A 15,708-nucleotide genomic window follows, 5' to 3' on the forward strand; every position below is an offset into this window, starting at 1 on the left:
CAGTTCCAGATCCCCGCGGTGACGAACCATCTGAGGAGGGTGGTAGTAACATCGCAGTCTGATGGCTCACCGCGAAGGAACCAGGCAGATTCACGTGGGTCGCGTCCCGGTGGGGGGTGGCGCTCCGGTCTCGGTGCAGTCGATGACCACCACCAAGACCGCCGACGTGGACGGCACCCTGGCCCAGGTCTACGCGCTGGCGGGCGCCGGCGCCGACATCGTCCGCATCACTTGCAACGATGTCGCGGCCGCCGAGGGGCTGGCCGAGATCGTGCCTCGCTCGCCGGTGCCGATCATCGCCGACATCCATTACCAGTACCGCTTGGCGCTGGCTGCGCTCGAAGCCGGTGTGCAGGGCTTGCGGCTCAACCCGGGCAACATCCGGAAGCCGCACCAGATCCGGGCGGTGGCCCGCGACGCCAAGGACCGGGGAATCCCCATCCGGGTGGGCGTCAACGCCGGCAGCCTGGACCGCGATCTGATGAAGCGATACGGTTCCGCCACGCCCGAGGCGCTGGTGGCGTCGGCGCAGAAGGAGATCGAGTACCTGGCCGAGGAAGACTTCCATGACATCAAGATCTCGGTCAAGCACTCCCACGTGCCATCCATGGTCGAGTCCTACCGCCTGCTGGCCGACACGGTCGGATTCCCGCTCCATCTCGGTGTCACCGAGGCGGGACCCCCACCGGGGGGACTGATCAAGTCGGTAGCAGGCATTGCCACCCTGCTGCTCGAAGGCATCGGCGACACCATCCGCTTCTCGCTGACCGCCGATCCCGTTGAGGAGGCCAGGGCCGGACGCCAACTCCTCGAGTATCTGGACCTGCGGGAGCGCACCGGGCTTGACCTGATCGCCTGTCCCAGTTGCGGGAGGGCGGAGGTCGACGTGCTCGAGGTTGCACAGGCGGCGCAGGCCAAGCTGGAGGAGGCGAAGCTCCCCATCCAGGTGGCCGTGATGGGCTGCGTAGTGAACGGTCCCGGAGAGGCGCGGGAGGCCGACCTGGGAATCGCTGCCGGTCGGGGCCGCGGGCACCTGTTCATCAAGGGGAAGGTGGTGAGGGTGGTGCCGGAGGACGAGATGGTGGAGGCGTTGCTCGACGAGGCGCGCAAGCTGGTGGACGAGGGCGTGGAGGCCCGGATCGCGGCCGCAGACGACCTGGCCGCGGACCTGGCTGCCCAGGACCGGCAGGTGTTGATCGACATCCAGGGCGACGCCAATCGTGCCGCAGCTCGCCGCGCCGCGGTCGCCGATGTGGCGGCTCGGTGACGGCCCGACTCCTCACAGACCACTAGGAGTTCCCGGTGCGTTGGTCACGGACGTTCATTCCCACCCTCCGCGACGACCCGGCGGATGCGGTCGCGGCCAGCCACCGCTTGCTGATCCGGGGCGGTTTCATCCGCCAGCTCATGGCAGGGTCCTATTCGATGCTCCCGCTCGGGATGCGGGTCGCCACCAAGGTCTCCGACATCATCCGGGAGGAGATGAACGCCATCGGCGGCCAGGAGTTCCTGGCGCCCGTGGTCCATCCGGCCGAGCTGTGGAAGAAGACCGGCCGGTGGGACGACGTCGAGGGCATCATGGTCAAGCTCGAGGATCGCCGGGGCGCCGACCTCGTGCTGGCCCTCACCCACGAGGAGGTGTTCGCCCACCTCGCCTCGGAGTTGAACTCCTACCGGGAGCTGCCCCAGCTCTGGTATCACCTCCAGACCAAGTTCCGGGACGAAGCCCGGCCCAAGTCCGGCCTCCTCAGGGTGAGAGAGTTCATCATGAAGGACTCCTACTCGTTGGATGTCGGCCCGGAAGGCCTCGACGTCCAGTTCGAGGCTCACCGCGGCGCGTACGACCGGATATTCGCCCGGATGGGTCTCGAGTCCATCCAGGTGGAGGCGTCCTCGGGCAACATGGGCGGCAGCGACTCCGTGGAGTTCGTGGTGCGCTCGGACACGGGTGAGGACCTCGTCGCTCTGTGCGACAACTGCGGGTACGCAGCCAACCTGGAACGGGCTGTCAGCGCACCTGACGCCGTGCCGGACGACCCGTGGGAGGGCCCGCCCGAGCCCTTCCCGACTCCCGGGGTACGCACCATCGCGGCGCTCACCGCGATGGGCCGGTTCGCAGCCGCCCGGCGGCAGATCAAGACGCTCGCCTACTACGTGGGGGACGAGTTCACCCTCCTGGTGTTGAGGGGCGACCACGACCTCGAAGTCCAGAAGCTGTCGGACGCGGTGGACGGCGTGGTTCGCCCGGCGACGGAAGGAGAGATCGTCGCGAGCCTCGGCGCTCATCCGGGGAGCCTCGGAGCGGTCGGCGTCAAGTATCCCGTGATCGCAGATCCCGCCCTTCGGGGGCGCTCCAACATGGTGACCGGCGCCAACGAGGACGACGTTCACCTTAGAGGGGTGGACGTGGCGCGCGATCTCCCGGTGGCCAGGTGGCTCGACATGCGCTCGGTACGCGAGGGGGAGGCTTGCCTGAGTTGCCCGTCCGGTTCCCTCTCGTTGTCGCGAGTGATCGAGGTGGGTCACATCTTCAAGCTCGGCCGCAGATACAGCGAGGCCCTCGGGGCCACCGTTCTCGACGAGTCGGGCCGGCCCGCGCCCATCGTGATGGGTTCCTACGGGATCGGTGTGGGGCGGTCGATGGCTGCCGTCGTCGAGGTGAGCCACGACGGCAGGGGAATCATCTGGCCCCTCGCCGTGGCGCCGTTCACGGTCGTGATCACGCTCCTGCGACCCGACAACCCGGTAGTCGCCGAGGCGGGAGAGACCCTCTACCGCGACCTGGACAGCGCAGGGATCGAGGTCCTGCTGGACGACCGCAACGAGCGTCCCGGGGTCAAGTTCGCCGATGCCGAGCTGGTCGGGATCCCCTACCGGCTGACGATAGGTCCCCGGGGCATCGAGGCCGGAGAGGCCGAACTGGCCGCCCGCGACGGCTCGTTGACCGAATCCCTACCCCTCGATCAGGTGGTGGAGCGGCTCGCCGCGCTGGTGTCCTAGCACTCCCGCTGAGGTCTCTTTGGGTGGGACGAATGCTATGATTCTCGGCGAGACACTCGAAGGACGTGACTTTGTGCTACAAGGTGGGCGCCCAGCCCGCTTTTTTTATTGTAGAAACCGGCTGGCCGGCGCATCCCGCCGCGCCGGGAGCCCGACATGCCTCCACGCAGAAGCGGCTGGTGGCGCTCTCTTCCGTAACGGATGGTGGCTCGGAGCCGGGGCCCATGAGTGTTGAGAAACGGCTTGGAGACCTGTTCGAGCAGCACCTGGCCGGCCAGGGCCTGGAGCTCGACTATCTCCAGGTGGCCGGCAGGGGTCCGCGGATAGTCAGGGTGATCGTCGATCGCGACGGCGGGGTGGGGGTCGACCAGTTGGCGGCCGTGTCCCGCTCCCTGTCACGCCAGCTCGACCGCCTTGATCCTTTCGAGGGTTCCTATTCGCTGGAGGTGTCCTCGCCGGGGCTCGAGCGCGCCCTTCACCTTCCCCGCCACTTCCACAAGTCGATCGGCCGGGACGTGGTCATCAAGACCGACGTAGACGTGGCTGGTCACCGGCACCATCGGGGCGTGCTGGAAGCTGCCGACTCGGATGGTTGTTCCGTGCGGGTCGACGGTGAGTCGAGGCTGATCGGGTACGGACAGATCCGGTCGGCGCGCACGCGGTTCGAGTGGAACAGGCAAGGCAGGGCGACCAGGAAGTCGGGGTATCGGGATGAAGATTGACTACCGGGTCATGGAGGCCCTCGAGATGCTGGAGCGGGAGCGAGGTATTCCTGTCGACACGATCCTCGCTGCCCTGGCCAACGCTCTGGTGTCGGCCTACAAGCGGACTCCGGGAGCTGCTGAGGAGGCCCGCGTGACCATCGAGCCGGACTCCGGCGAGATCATCGTCTACGCCCAGGAGCTCGATGACGACGGAAACGTCATCGAGGAGTGGGAGGACACCTCCACGGACTTCGGTCGGATAGCCGCCAGCACCGCCAAGCAGGTGATCGCCCAGCAGCTCCGGGAAGCCAAGCGAGAGCAGGTGTTCGACGCCTACGAGGGCCGGGAGGGCGACCTGGTCACCGGCATGGTGCAGCAGCATGACAACCGGTACACGATCCTCGACCTGGGAAACGCCGAGGCGATGATGCCCGGTTCCGAGAGGATTCCCTACGAACGGCTGGAGCGAGGCGCCCGGGCGAAGGCCTTGATCATCGAGGTTCGGCGGGAGACCAAGGGCCCGCAGATCGTGGTGTCGCGCTCCCATCCCGACCTGGTTCGCCGGCTGCTCGAGCTGGCGGTGCCGGAGTTGCTGGACGGCACGGTGACGATCCGATCGATAGCCCGGGAAGCCGGCCATCGAACCAAGATCGCGGTGGTGTCCAACGATCCCAACGTAGATCCGAAAGGCGCTTGTGTAGGCGCCCGTGGCTCCCGGGTACGCAACGTTGTGAACGAGCTGCGGGGCGAGAAGGTGGACGTGGTGCAGTGGCGCGAGGACACGGCCCAATTCATCGGCGAAGCCCTCGGCCCGGCCAAGGTGCGTGACGTACAGGTCGATGAGGAGGAGAAGTCGGCCGTGGTGATCGTGAGCGAGCACCAGCTCTCGCTGGCCATAGGCCGGGAAGGTCAGAACGCCCGGTTGGCCACCCGGCTAACCGGCTACCGCATCGACATACAGAGCGACTCCAGATCCCCGCGTCATACTCGCGAGCGGGGACGCGGTCCGGTCACCGCCGGTGGCCGGTAAGAGCCGCACCCTCGTGAGGGAACATCGGGAGCGTAGGCAGCCATGGTGACCAAGCGCATCTACGAGTTGGCCAAGGAGCTGGGCCTCACCTCCCGTGACGTTCTGGCCACGGCGCAGGACCTGGGACTGCCGGTTACCACCGCCTCCTCCGGGTTGGATCCGGGCGATGCCGAGGCCCTTCGCTCCATGCTCCTTCCGGAGGAGCCCGAGGAAGATGTCGCCGACGCTTCCGAACAGGCGCCCGACCCGGCCGATGACACCCCCGCTCCCGAACCCGAATACACCGAGCCCGAAATCGAGGTCATCGTGGTGCCCGCCGGGGTGTCGGTGCTCGAGATGGCGAGAGCCATGCGCCAGCCCGTGGGCGAGCTCGTCAAGCAACTGCTGTCGATGGGGCTGATGGCGGCCGCCGCGGCGCCCGTTCCGCCCGAGGCCATCGAGCCCCTGGCGGAGCACTTCGGGATCATGGTGGAAGTCGAGAAGGACGCGGAGCCGGAGGAGGCCGACGAGCCGCTGGTGAAGCCGAAGAGGGTGTTCGATGACGATCCCTCCTCCCTGGTCGATCGCCCGCCCGTGGTCACGGTGATGGGGCATGTCGATCACGGCAAGACCACGTTGCTGGACTTCATCCGTAACACCAATGTCGTGTCCGGAGAAGCCGGTGGGATCACCCAGCACATCGGCGCCTATCAGGCCACGGTCGATGGCCGTCCGATCACCTTCATCGACACGCCCGGCCATGCCGCCTTCACGGCCATGCGGGCCCGGGGCGCCGAGGTGACCGACATCGTGGTGCTGGTGGTGGCGGCTGACGACGGCGTCATGCCACAGACCATCGAGGCGGTCAGCCACACCATGGCGGCGGACGTGCCGATGATCGTGGCCATCAACAAGATGGATCTCGAGAATGCCGACCCGGTGAGGGTACGGGCCATGCTGACCGAGCACGGAATAGTCACGGAAGAACTGGGTGGCGACGTCGTCTCGGTCGAGGTGTCCGCAACGTCCGGGTACGGAATGGACAACCTTCTGGAGATGGTCGACCTGGTCGCCCAGGTGTCGGAGTTCCAGGCCAACCCGAAGGCCCCGGCGTCGGGAGTGGTGATCGAGAGCCACCTCGATCGAGGGTTGGGTCCGGTCGGTACGGTGATCGTGCAACGGGGAACTCTGAAAAGGGGGAACTCCCTGGTAGCGGGGACGGTGAGCGGTCGGGCACGGTCCATCATCGATCACAAGGGCCGCCGCGTCTCCACGGCGACTCCGTCCACTCCGGTGCTGGTGTCCGGATGGGCATCGGTTCCGGCGGCAGGCGACATGTTCGAGGTGGTCAAGAACGACCGTATAGCCCGGTCCATGGCCGCCGAGCAGGTGGATACGGTCCGGGCCAAGACGCTCGTCGTGCCCACCGCCCGCGAGCGCCTCGGGCAGTTGCTGGAGCGTTTGCGGTCCCAGGAGCAGACCGAACTCCTCCTGATCATCAAGGCCGACGCCGATGGTTCGGTAGAGGCGATCCGGGAGGCGGTCGGCCGGATCGCCCGCGAGGGCGGCCGGGTCAACGTGGTGCATGCCGCGGTGGGCGGCATCAACGAGAACGACATCACCCTCGCCGACGCGACCGGCTCGGTGGTGGTCGGCTTCAACGTCCGACCCGACCCCAACGCGAGGCGCGCGGCCGCGGCGGCGGGCATCGAGGTGCTCACCTACTCGATCATCTACGAGCTCCTCGACGAGATGGAGCAGATGCTGGTCGGCCGGTTGGCGCCGACGCGGGAGGAGACCCTGGTCGGCGTGGCCGAGGTCCGGGCCATCTTCCGCGTGCCGCGCCTGGGTGCGGTGGCCGGTTGCTACGTGACCGAGGGCAACATCGTGAGAGACGCGAGGGCCCGGGTGGTCCGGGGCGGGAGCGTGGTCTACGACGGTCGTGTGGCGTCACTGCGCCGGTTCAAGGAGGATGTGCGCGAGGTGGTGGCCGGATACGAGTGTGGTGTTGGGCTCGAACGCTTCCGGGACGTCAAGGAGGGCGACGTCATCGAGACCTACCGCATCGATGAGATAGCGGCCACATGATCGTGCTGACGTGAGTTCCCCATGGCGAGCATGCACGCAGCGGCGCTCCGGGTTGATCTGCGTTTGCGGGATGTTCATTCGCTGAAGGCCAAGCGGCAACGGATCGCTCGGCTGTCCGCCAAACTGCGCCGGGCCTTCCCTGTGGCGTTTGCCGAGGTCGATCACCATGACCAGTGGCAGCGGACCGCCGTGGGGGTGGGCATCGTCTCTTCGCACGCGACACAACTGGAGATGGCGGTCCATTCGGTGTGCCGCTTCTTCGATCGGTGGGAGGAGGCCGAAGTCCTCTCGGTCGGGGTTTCCTACCTGGAGGACCCGCCATGATGGAGGGGACAGGATGGGTCTGAGGCTGCGCCGGGTCAACGAGATCCTCAGGGAGGTCATCGCGGAGGAGTGCCAGAACCTCAAGGATCCCCGCATCGGGTTCCTGACGGTGACCGGGGTGTCCGCGTCCCCGGACCTCCGCAAGGCCGAGGTCTACTACACCGTTCTGGGCGACGAAGAGACCGAGGCCCGGACCGCCGAGGCGCTGGCGGCGGCGGCCTCCCGGATCCGCGCCGCGGTCGGTCCGCAGGTGCGGATGAAGTACCTCCCCGAGTTGAGGTTCGTTCCCGATCCGGCCGTGGCGCATGCCCGGCGGATAGAGGAGATACTGAGGAACATGGACGGGCAAGGCGGGAGCCGGTGATGCCGGGAGTGAGCCGTGGCCTCAGGGACGCGGCCCGCGCCGTCCGGGAGGCCCGTACGCTGGTCACCACGGGCCATGTCAAGCCGGATGGCGATGCCCTGGGGTCAGCCCTGGGCCTGGCTCTGGCGGCCCGCGCCGCGGGTTGCTCGGCACGAGTCTGCTTCGGGGAGCGCTTCGTCCTGGGACGGCAATTCGGTTTCCTGGATGCCCGTCCGGTGGTTGATCCCGCCGAGGCGGGTGCGCCCGACGTGCTGGTGGCCTTTGACTGCAATGACCTGGACCGGCTCGGCCCGGAACTGGTCCCGGTGGTCGAGGCGGCCGGGACGGTGGTGATGATCGACCATCACGTGGCGGGTCCCGGATTCGGAGACATCAGGGTTTGTGACCCGGATGCTCCGGCGGCCGCGCTGCTCTGCTACCGCCTGATCAGGCTGATCGGATGGGATGTCTCGCCGGCAGCAGCCACGGCCCTGCTGCTGGGCCTGGTTACCGACACCGGTCGCTTCCAGTACGGCAACACGAATCCCGAGGTCCTCCGGGCGGCGGCGGAGCTGGTGGAAGCGGGGGCGCGCCCGGAGGTGATCGGGCAGTCCGTCTACGAGTCGATGGCGTTCGGGTACCTCGGCGTGGCCGGAGCGGTCCTGTCCCGGGCCACGCTGGAGCCGGCTCATGCCCTCGTGTGGTCCTACGTCATCCAGGAAGATCTCGGGCGCCACGGAATCGACATGGAGGACGCCGACGCCCTGATCGACGACATCCGGGTGGCTCGCGAGGCCGAGGTGGCGCTGTTGCTCAAAGAGCAGCCCGGCGGGGAGTGGAAGCTGAGCCTGAGATCCCGCCGCCACGTAGATGTAGCGGCCATAGCGGAGACGATGGGTGGTGGCGGTCACCACCGCGCCGCCGGATGCTCGTTCTCCGGCACCCGGGACGAAGCGGTCGAAATGGTCAGGAAACGGCTGGCCGGGTGAGTTCCGGGTCAGGATTCGTGCTGGTCGACAAGGCCGGCGGGTGGACATCCCATGACGTGGTGGCCAAGTGTCGCCGGATCCTCGGCATGCGCCGCATCGGGCACGCAGGCACCCTCGATCCCATGGCCACCGGCCTGCTCGTCCTCGGCATCGGGAGGGCCACCCGGTTGCTGCGCTTCGTCACCGACCTGCCCAAGGAGTACGAGGCCACGGCCCGATTCGGCGTGGCCACCGACAGTCTGGATGCCGACGGCGAGGAGACGGAGCGGGCGCCGATGAGCATCGATCGTGAGGATGTCGTCGGTGCCATGGATCGCTTCAGGGGGGAGATCCTCCAGACACCGCCGATGGTGTCGGCGGTGAAGGTGGGCGGCAAGCGCCTGCATGAGCTGGCCAGGCGCGGCGAGGAGGTGGAACGGCCGGCCCGGAGGGTGAGGGTGCACCGGCTGGACCTCGAGGGGTTCTCGGCCGGCCCGTTCCCGGAGGTCCGCCTCCGGGTGGTGGGAGGGAGCGGCCTCTACGTCCGGGTGCTGGCCGACGACCTGGCCAGGGCCCTTGGAGGGCGCGCCCATCTGAGTTCCCTCCGCAGGGTGGCCAGCGGCAGCCTCCGGGTGGAAGAGGCGTGGACGGTCGACCGGTTGGTGCGCCTCGGCGCCGAGGGTCGGCTGGCCGAAGCGCTGCTGGACCCCGCCGTCGCTCTGTCGCATCTGCCATCCGTGAGCGTGGATCACGATGAGGCCGTTCGGGTGTCCAGCGGGCAGCGACTGCCTTCCCCTCGAGACCTGGACGGGCACGTTCGGGTGATCGCGGACGGTCGGCTGCTAGCCGTCTACCGTGCCGGCGATGATCGGCTGGTTCCGGAGGTGGTGCTGGCGTGAGTCGCGTCCGATGAAGATCTGGAGGGGTGATCCGCTTGCCTGGGGACCGGGCCCGCATGCGGGGACGGCTGTGACCATCGGCGTGTTCGACGGTGTCCATCGGGGTCACCGGACCCTGTTGGAGGCCCTGTCCGAGAGGGCTGCCGTAATGGGGGGACTCGAGACGGTCGTGGTCACCTTCGATGTCCATCCCCGCCGGTTCTTCGACCCGATCGACGGGCCGGTCATGCTGGTGACGCTGTCCCGCCGGCTCGAGCTGCTGGAGTCGGTGGGTGTGGGCCACGTGGGGGTGCTCCCCTTCGCGGAAGTGCGCCATCTCGAACCCGAGGAGTTCATCCGCCGGGTGGTCTCGGGCGGGTTCAACGCCCGGGCTGTTGTGGTGGGGGAGGGCTTCCGCTACGGAGCGGGGAGAGCAGGGGACGTGGACGACCTGGTGGCATCGGGTCGGACCCACGGCTTCCGGGTCGACGCCATCCGGCTACGGGACGGCGAGCGAGGGCCGATCTCGTCTTCCGCGATCCGTCGCCACATCGCGGCGGGCGAGGTGGCCGCCGCCGCCGGGTTGCTCGGACGGCACCATGAAGTGCCCGGTCGGCGCGTGGTACCGGAGGGAGGGGATGCCTCGACCATGGCCGTGGAGGTGGACTGGTCGATGGCGGTGCCAGGATCGGGTGTCTACGCCGTGACGGTCGGCGCGGCCGGTCCCGGCGCCTGCTCGATCGGCGGTACCGGCCGGCCGCTCCGGGTCCGCCTGCCGGATCGGAGGACCGGCCGGGTCCCGGGTGACCGCCTGGCCCTGACCTTCATCGACCGCCTCCGCCCTGCGCCGCCGGGAGGCCATGCCCCGCCAGGGATCACCGCGGCGGATCTTGCCGGGGCGCGTCGCCTCATGGGTGGTTCCTCGCCTAGAGCCTGAGCCCGCCCCGGAGAGTGAGAAACATAGGGGTTGAACTCCGGCGGATACGGGTCCACGATGGACGTCACAGGGCGATCTTGGGGACGGAGCACACCGGTAAGCGACATGATTGGATGATTTCAAGTGGACGATCGAGACCGCAACGGGCAGCTCATTCGGGCCTATCTGGCCGTATTCGAGCTCACCTACTTGCGCATCCTGCTGGCGGTCCTGCAATTCCAGCGTTGGGCCATGATCACCTTCTACCGCCTGGTGTTCGGGATCGACAAGCGCCCGCCGCCCCGACCGACGCAGGCCGAGCTCCGCGAGAGGTACGGGCGGTGACACGCGGCTGTCAGCGGGCTGTCGCGCACCGGATCGCCGGGAGGGTGCTACACTCCACCCGGTTCCCACTTCTATACATGCCGGTTTGGGATGTGCTGATCGAGTGAGAGAGATGAGAGCGACCCAGGAAGTAATTGCCGATTTCGGCGCTCACGACAGCGACACCGGATCTCCTGAGGTCCAGGTTGCGTTGCTCTCCCAGCGAATCCGGCACCTGACCGAGCACCTGCGCGAGCACAAGCATGACCATCACAGCCGCCGAGGCCTATTGATGATGGTGGGTAAGCGGAAGCGGTTGCTGGACTACCTTCGGAAGAACGATGCCGAGCGGTATCGTCGGGTGATCGCCAAGCTCGGATTGCGTCGATAGCACTCCGTGGAGACGGTCGTTCCGTATCAAGAACGGACCGGCCACCGGCAGCGCTCGCTCGGTCCGGTGGCCAAGGAAGAAGTGGGATGATTCGAAGCGCCCGTATGGCGCTCATCGATAGTGATGGCTGATCGGGAAAGTCCCGTAGGCCAACCGAACCACACAAGCAGGCTGGTAGCGCCCGGAGAAACGGCGTAGATCAGTTGTCAGTCGCCATTCCTTCATGACGCGGCGCAGCTACGAAGCGTCCGGAGGTATGACCACTGGTAATTGGCTTCGCTGCTCTCCGAGCGTTCGGTGCCTGGGCGTACAACTCAAGGAGAGTATGTGTCTGAACAAGTCGTTCGCGGCCATATTGGTGACAAAGAGGTCGTGATTTCCACCGGCAAGCTCGCCGGTCAAGCAAACGGGGCGGTTCGCGTCTCCATGGGGGAGACGGACGTGCTGGTCGCCGCCACTGCCAGCGACAAGCCGAGGGAGGGCGTGAGTTTCTTCCCCCTCACCATCGATGTCGAGGAGCGGATGTACGCGGTGGGCAAGATCCCCGGGTCCTTTTTCCGCCGGGAGGGTCGGGCCACCGAGAAGGCCACGTTGAGCGCCCGGCTCATCGACCGGCCGCTGCGCCCGTCCTTCCGTGACGGGTACCGCAATGACACCCATGTGGTGGCCACCGTCCTCCAGGTTGACGGTGAGACCGCCTACGACGTGCTGGCTCTCAACGGCGCATCGGCGGCCCTGACCATCAGCGACCTCCCCTTCGAGGGCCCGCTGGGCGGGGTCAGGATAGGTCTGGGGGAGGACGGCTGGGTGCCGTTCCCCACGTTCAGCGAGCTGGAGGAGTGCGTGTTCGACCTGGTAGTGGTCGGCAGGCGCAACGATTCGGGATCGGTGGACATCGTGATGGTCGAGGCCGGCGCCACCGATGGCGCCCTGGCCCTGATCGACGAGGGCCGTACCCCGCCGGACGAGGAGGCGGTTGGCGCCGGCCTCGAGGAGGCCAAGTCCTACATCGGGCAGCTGCTCGATCTCCAGGACGAGCTGCAAGGACTTGCCGGCAAGGAAGTCGGGGAGTGGCCGTCGGTCATCGCGTACGCCGACGAGGTGTACGAGCGTGTGTCGGAACTTGCCGCCGGAGGGATCGCCGAGGTGGTCACGATCGCGGACAAGGCCGAGCGTGAGTCCGCAGGGGCGGAACTGGCCGAGCGGGTGGTCTCCGAGTACGGCGTGGACGAGGATGACACCGACACCGCCCGGCAGGTCCGTGCCGCGTTGCGTGCCGCCACCAAGAAGGCAATGCGCCGGCGGATCATCGAAGAGGGCGTCCGCATGGACGGCCGGGGCGCAACCGATATCCGGTCGCTGTCCGCCGAGGTCAGCGTGTTGAGCCGGGCCCACGGGTCCGCCCTGTTCACCCGCGGGGAGACGCAGGTGCTGAACGTCCTCACCCTGGGCATGCCGCGCATGGAGCAGATGCTCGACACCATCAGCAACGAGGAAGCCAAGCGGTACATGCATCACTACAACTTCCCGCCCTACTGCACCGGCGAAGCCGGGTTCATGAGGGGACCCAAGCGCCGGGAGATCGGGCACGGCGCCCTGGGGGAGAAGGCCCTCCGGCCCGTGCTCCCCGCTGATGACGGGTTCCAGTACACGCTCCGCCTGGTGTCGGAGGTTCTCTCATCCAACGGCTCCTCCTCCATGGCGTCGGTCTGCGCCTCGTCGCTCTCGCTCATGGATGCGGGCGTCAAGATCGCCGGTCCGGTGGCCGGGATCGCCATGGGCTTGATCGCCGACGGCGAGAACTACGTGACCCTCACCGACATCCTCGGGGCGGAGGACGCCCTCGGCGACATGGACTTCAAGGTGGCGGGAACCGCGGACGTGATCACCGCCCTCCAGTTGGACATGAAGATCGACGGTCTGCCGGCGGAGGTGCTGGCCGGAGCGCTCATCCAGGCCAGGCAGGCCAGGCTCGAAATACTGGACGTGATGGAACAGGCGATAGACGGGCCCCGCGAGGAGATGAAGGAGCACGCACCCCGGCTGGAGACCGTACAGATCCCGGTCGACAAGATCGGCGACATCATCGGCCCCAAGGGGAAGATCATCCGTGAACTGGAGGCCGATACCGGTGCTTCCATCGAGGTTCAGGATGACGGCACGGTGCTGGTGTCCTCGAGCGACGGGACCTCACTCGCCGACGCCTTGAACCGGGTCAACGAGATCGCCTTCCCACCCACGCCCGAGGTCGACAAGCATTACGACGGCAAGGTGGTGAGCATCACCGACTTCGGGGCATTCGTGAACATCCTTCCGGGTAAGGACGGTCTGCTGCACATCTCCAAGTTCGACAGCACCCGCCACGTGCGCCGGGTGGGGGACTACCTGTCCGAGGGTGATCCCCTCACGGTGGTGGTCGACTCCATCGACCGCAACGGCAAGGTCTCCCTCAAGGTGACGTCCGATCTGGAGCCGAAGCCCGGCGCCAAGGTCGGGGCACCGGGCCAGCCGCGCGATCGCGGTGACCGAGGACCCGGACGGGGCGGCGGCGGAAGGGGCCCCAATCGGGGTCGTGGACCTCGCCAGGGCCGCGGTGGCGGCCGCCCGTCAGGCCGCGGCGGCAATCGGGGTCGTGGCCAGGGTGGCCGCGGTCAGGGTGGCCGCGGTCAGGGTGGTCGCAGCCAGGGCGGCGGCGGCAACCGCCGGGGATCAGGCTCGGCAGGCAACGGGGGGCGGAGATTCGCCTCCTTCGAGGACGCCTTCACCGACGGTATCTAGCCTTCGAGGACAGCGCCCTGGCCCACGTCACTGAGATGGGCCGGGGCACTGTCCGTCAACCACCGGCCACTGTAGGCTCGGCAGCATGCCGGAACTACCCGACGTGGTCGTCTATCTGGAGGCCCTCCAACGGTTCATAGGGGGGCGAGTCCTGGAACGGGCCAGGGTGGTGTCGATCTCACTCCTCCGCACCTTCGATCCGCCGCTCTCCGAAGTGGAGGGCAGGCGGGTGGTCGGGTTCCGCCGCATGGGGAAGCGCCTGGTCCTGGAGCTGGAGGAGGACCTCTTCATGGTGTTCCACCTGATGATTACGGGCCGGTTCAGATGGAGGAATCGCGGCGCAGCCGTACCCAGGAAGGTCGGTCACGCCGCGTTCGACTTCTCGAACGGAACGCTGGTACTCACCGAGCAGGGTTCCAAGAAGCGGGCCTCCTTGCACGTGCATCGGGGCGCGGAGGGCCTGGCCGAGCACGACCGCGGCGGCCTCGAGCCGCTCGAAGCAGGACCGGCCGCCTTCTCCGAAGCGCTCAGACGGGAGAACCGGACGCTCAAACGGGCCCTGACCGATCCCCGCATCCTCTCGGGCATCGGCAACGCGTACTCGGACGAGATACTCCACCGGGCCGGACTCTCGCCGGTGGTCCTGACCAGCCGGCTCGACGATCCCACTCTGGAGCGGCTCCGCGAGGCGACCGTCACCACGCTGACCGAATGGGTGGACCGTATGCGGGGCGAGGTCGGTGACGGGTTCCCCGACCGGGTCACGGCCTTCCGGCCCGAAATGGCCGTCCATGGCAAGTACCGGCAACCCTGTCCCGTGTGCGGGAGTCCGGTGCGGCGGATCGTGTACGCATCAAACGAGACCAACTACTGCGCCGGATGCCAGACGGGGGGCAGGATCCTGGCCGACCGGGCACTCTCACGGCTGCTGAAGGACCAGTGGCCCGCCGCGATCCCGGACTGACCTGGACCGGGAGCCTTCCAGGGGGGCTCAGCCCGCGGCGGCCTCGCGGAGTGCGGGGAGTACCTCCCGGCCCAGGAGGTCGATGAGACCCTCCTGGTCGACCGAGGCCATCTGGATGGTGACGATGTCGGCGTCGATCGAGCCCACCAGCGGCAGGTACAGGTTGACGATGTCCGCTGCGCCGGTCGCTCTCGCGTAACGCCCGAGTATCTCCTCTCGCGGAAGATCGTCGGCTCGTTTCCGGAGCGTCATCGGGTCGACGGCCTGAAGGCGCCCCGGGGCGCGCAGCCCGCGCCACGAGTAGAGCGCTTCCCAAGCCTCGTCGTCGCTATCTGCCATGATCGACCAGCGTGAGGTGAGCAGCGTCGGGCGGGGCCGTCCCGCTTCGGCCGCCGCTTCCCGGGCCGGGCCGATGACCCGTTCCAGCGCGGCTGCGGGATCCTTCACCGAGACGATGATCCCGTCCGCCTTACGACCCGCCAGACCGGCCGTCTTGGGGCCGCCCGCCGCCACGAGGATCGGTACCCGGGATACCGGCGGGGAGTACAGCCTGGCCCGGTCGGTCGTGTAGTAGTCGCCGTTGTAGGAGAGTTTCTCCCCCTGCAGCAGGCGGCTCATGATCTCGAGCGCCTCCGACATCCGGGCGGCGCGCTCCGCGTACTTGGGAAAGTGGTAGCCGAGCGGGCCCTCGTTGATGTTCTCGCCGGTTCCCACGCCGAGGTTGAACCTCCCTCCGCTCAACCGATCGAGGGTGGCGGCAGCCTGGGCGACGATGGCGGGATGGTACCTCCACAGGGGGGTGGTAACGCCGGTGGCTAGCTCGATGCGCTCGGTGGCTTGCGCCATGGCGCCCAGGGTCGAGAAGGCGAATCCGGAGGCCGACACATCATCGACCCAAGGATGGAAGTGTTCCGAGACCACCACCATGTCGAATCCGGCTCGCTCGGCGAGGACCGCGTGGCGGACCAACTCCTCGGGGTGCCATTGCTCATGGCCGCAGAAATAGGCGAAGCGCTTCATC

General features: G+C 67.6%; 14 protein-coding genes and 1 pseudogene. 14 read left to right on the plus strand and 1 reads right to left on the minus strand.

The genetic code is table 11. The features are described from left to right. Positions 1-61 precede the first annotated feature (61 nt). From ispG to OXK16_15025, 14 genes and pseudogenes are all read left to right on the plus strand, one after another. On the plus strand, positions 62-1,267 hold the full coding sequence (ispG, locus tag OXK16_14960; GenBank protein ID MDE0377243.1) for a flavodoxin-dependent (E)-4-hydroxy-3-methylbut-2-enyl-diphosphate synthase: 1,206 nt from the start codon (positions 62-64) through the stop codon (positions 1,265-1,267). A gap of 35 nt (positions 1,268-1,302) precedes the next feature. Beyond that, the gene (locus tag OXK16_14965; GenBank protein MDE0377244.1) at positions 1,303-3,000 is read left to right on the plus strand and encodes a proline--tRNA ligase; all 1,698 of its coding nucleotides are present in this window, start codon (positions 1,303-1,305) and stop codon (positions 2,998-3,000) included. Between the two features lie 224 nt (positions 3,001-3,224). After that, positions 3,225-3,722 (plus strand): ribosome maturation factor RimP, encoded by a 498-nt coding sequence (locus OXK16_14970; GenBank protein ID MDE0377245.1) that lies wholly within the window; start codon positions 3,225-3,227, stop codon positions 3,720-3,722. After that, entirely contained in the window at positions 3,712-4,734 is a 1,023-nt protein-coding gene (gene nusA / locus OXK16_14975) for a transcription termination factor NusA (GenBank protein MDE0377246.1), read from the plus strand. Before OXK16_14970 ends, nusA begins: the two co-directional genes overlap by 11 nt. A 42-nt stretch (positions 4,735-4,776) precedes the next feature. Continuing rightward, the gene (gene infB / locus OXK16_14980) at positions 4,777-6,801 is read left to right on the plus strand and encodes a translation initiation factor IF-2 (GenBank protein MDE0377247.1); all 2,025 of its coding nucleotides are present in this window, start codon (positions 4,777-4,779) and stop codon (positions 6,799-6,801) included. A 21-nt stretch (positions 6,802-6,822) separates the two neighbouring features. Next, positions 6,823-7,125, plus strand: coding sequence for a DUF503 domain-containing protein (locus OXK16_14985; GenBank protein MDE0377248.1), 303 nt, complete (start codon positions 6,823-6,825; stop codon positions 7,123-7,125). 13 nt (positions 7,126-7,138) lie between these two features. Beyond that, entirely contained in the window at positions 7,139-7,489 is a 351-nt protein-coding gene (gene rbfA, locus OXK16_14990; protein ID MDE0377249.1) for a 30S ribosome-binding factor RbfA, read from the plus strand. Beyond that, a complete protein-coding gene (locus tag OXK16_14995) occupies positions 7,489-8,457 on the plus strand; it encodes a DHH family phosphoesterase (protein ID MDE0377250.1) in 969 nt (322 codons plus the stop codon). Before rbfA ends, OXK16_14995 begins: the two co-directional genes overlap by 1 nt. Then, a complete protein-coding gene (gene truB, locus OXK16_15000) occupies positions 8,454-9,335 on the plus strand; it encodes a tRNA pseudouridine(55) synthase TruB (GenBank protein ID MDE0377251.1) in 882 nt (293 codons plus the stop codon). The genes OXK16_14995 and truB overlap by 4 nt, the downstream gene beginning before the upstream one ends. Positions 9,336-9,345: 10 nt before the next feature. Then, positions 9,346-10,251 (plus strand): adenylyltransferase/cytidyltransferase family protein, encoded by a 906-nt coding sequence (locus OXK16_15005; protein MDE0377252.1) that lies wholly within the window; start codon positions 9,346-9,348, stop codon positions 10,249-10,251. Positions 10,252-10,374: 123 nt separating this feature from the next. Continuing rightward, positions 10,375-10,575 carry a hypothetical protein gene (locus OXK16_15010; protein MDE0377253.1) on the plus strand — a complete coding sequence of 67 codons (201 nt, stop codon included), beginning with the start codon at positions 10,375-10,377 and terminating at the stop codon, positions 10,573-10,575. A gap of 112 nt (positions 10,576-10,687) precedes the next feature. Further along, positions 10,688-10,945, plus strand: a complete 258-nt coding sequence (gene rpsO, locus OXK16_15015) for a 30S ribosomal protein S15 (protein MDE0377254.1) — start codon at positions 10,688-10,690, stop codon at positions 10,943-10,945. A 327-nt stretch (positions 10,946-11,272) separates the two neighbouring features. Beyond that, on the plus strand, positions 11,273-13,723 hold the full coding sequence (locus tag OXK16_15020; GenBank protein MDE0377255.1) for a polyribonucleotide nucleotidyltransferase: 2,451 nt from the start codon (positions 11,273-11,275) through the stop codon (positions 13,721-13,723). An 85-nt stretch (positions 13,724-13,808) separates the two neighbouring features. Beyond that, positions 13,809-14,721 (plus strand): annotated as a pseudogene (locus OXK16_15025) (formamidopyrimidine-DNA glycosylase). On the opposite strand, the gene OXK16_15030 reads toward OXK16_15025, so the two are convergent. Beyond that, positions 14,715-15,707 carry a TIGR03557 family F420-dependent LLM class oxidoreductase gene (locus OXK16_15030; GenBank protein ID MDE0377256.1) on the minus strand — a complete coding sequence of 331 codons (993 nt, stop codon included), beginning with the start codon at positions 15,705-15,707 and terminating at the stop codon, positions 14,715-14,717. The pseudogene OXK16_15025 and the gene OXK16_15030 overlap by 7 nt on opposite strands. Position 15,708 lies beyond the last annotated feature (1 nt).

The sequence above is a fragment of the bacterium genome, assembly GCA_028821235.1.
Lineage (GTDB): Bacteria > Actinomycetota > Acidimicrobiia > Spongiisociales > Spongiisociaceae > Spongiisocius.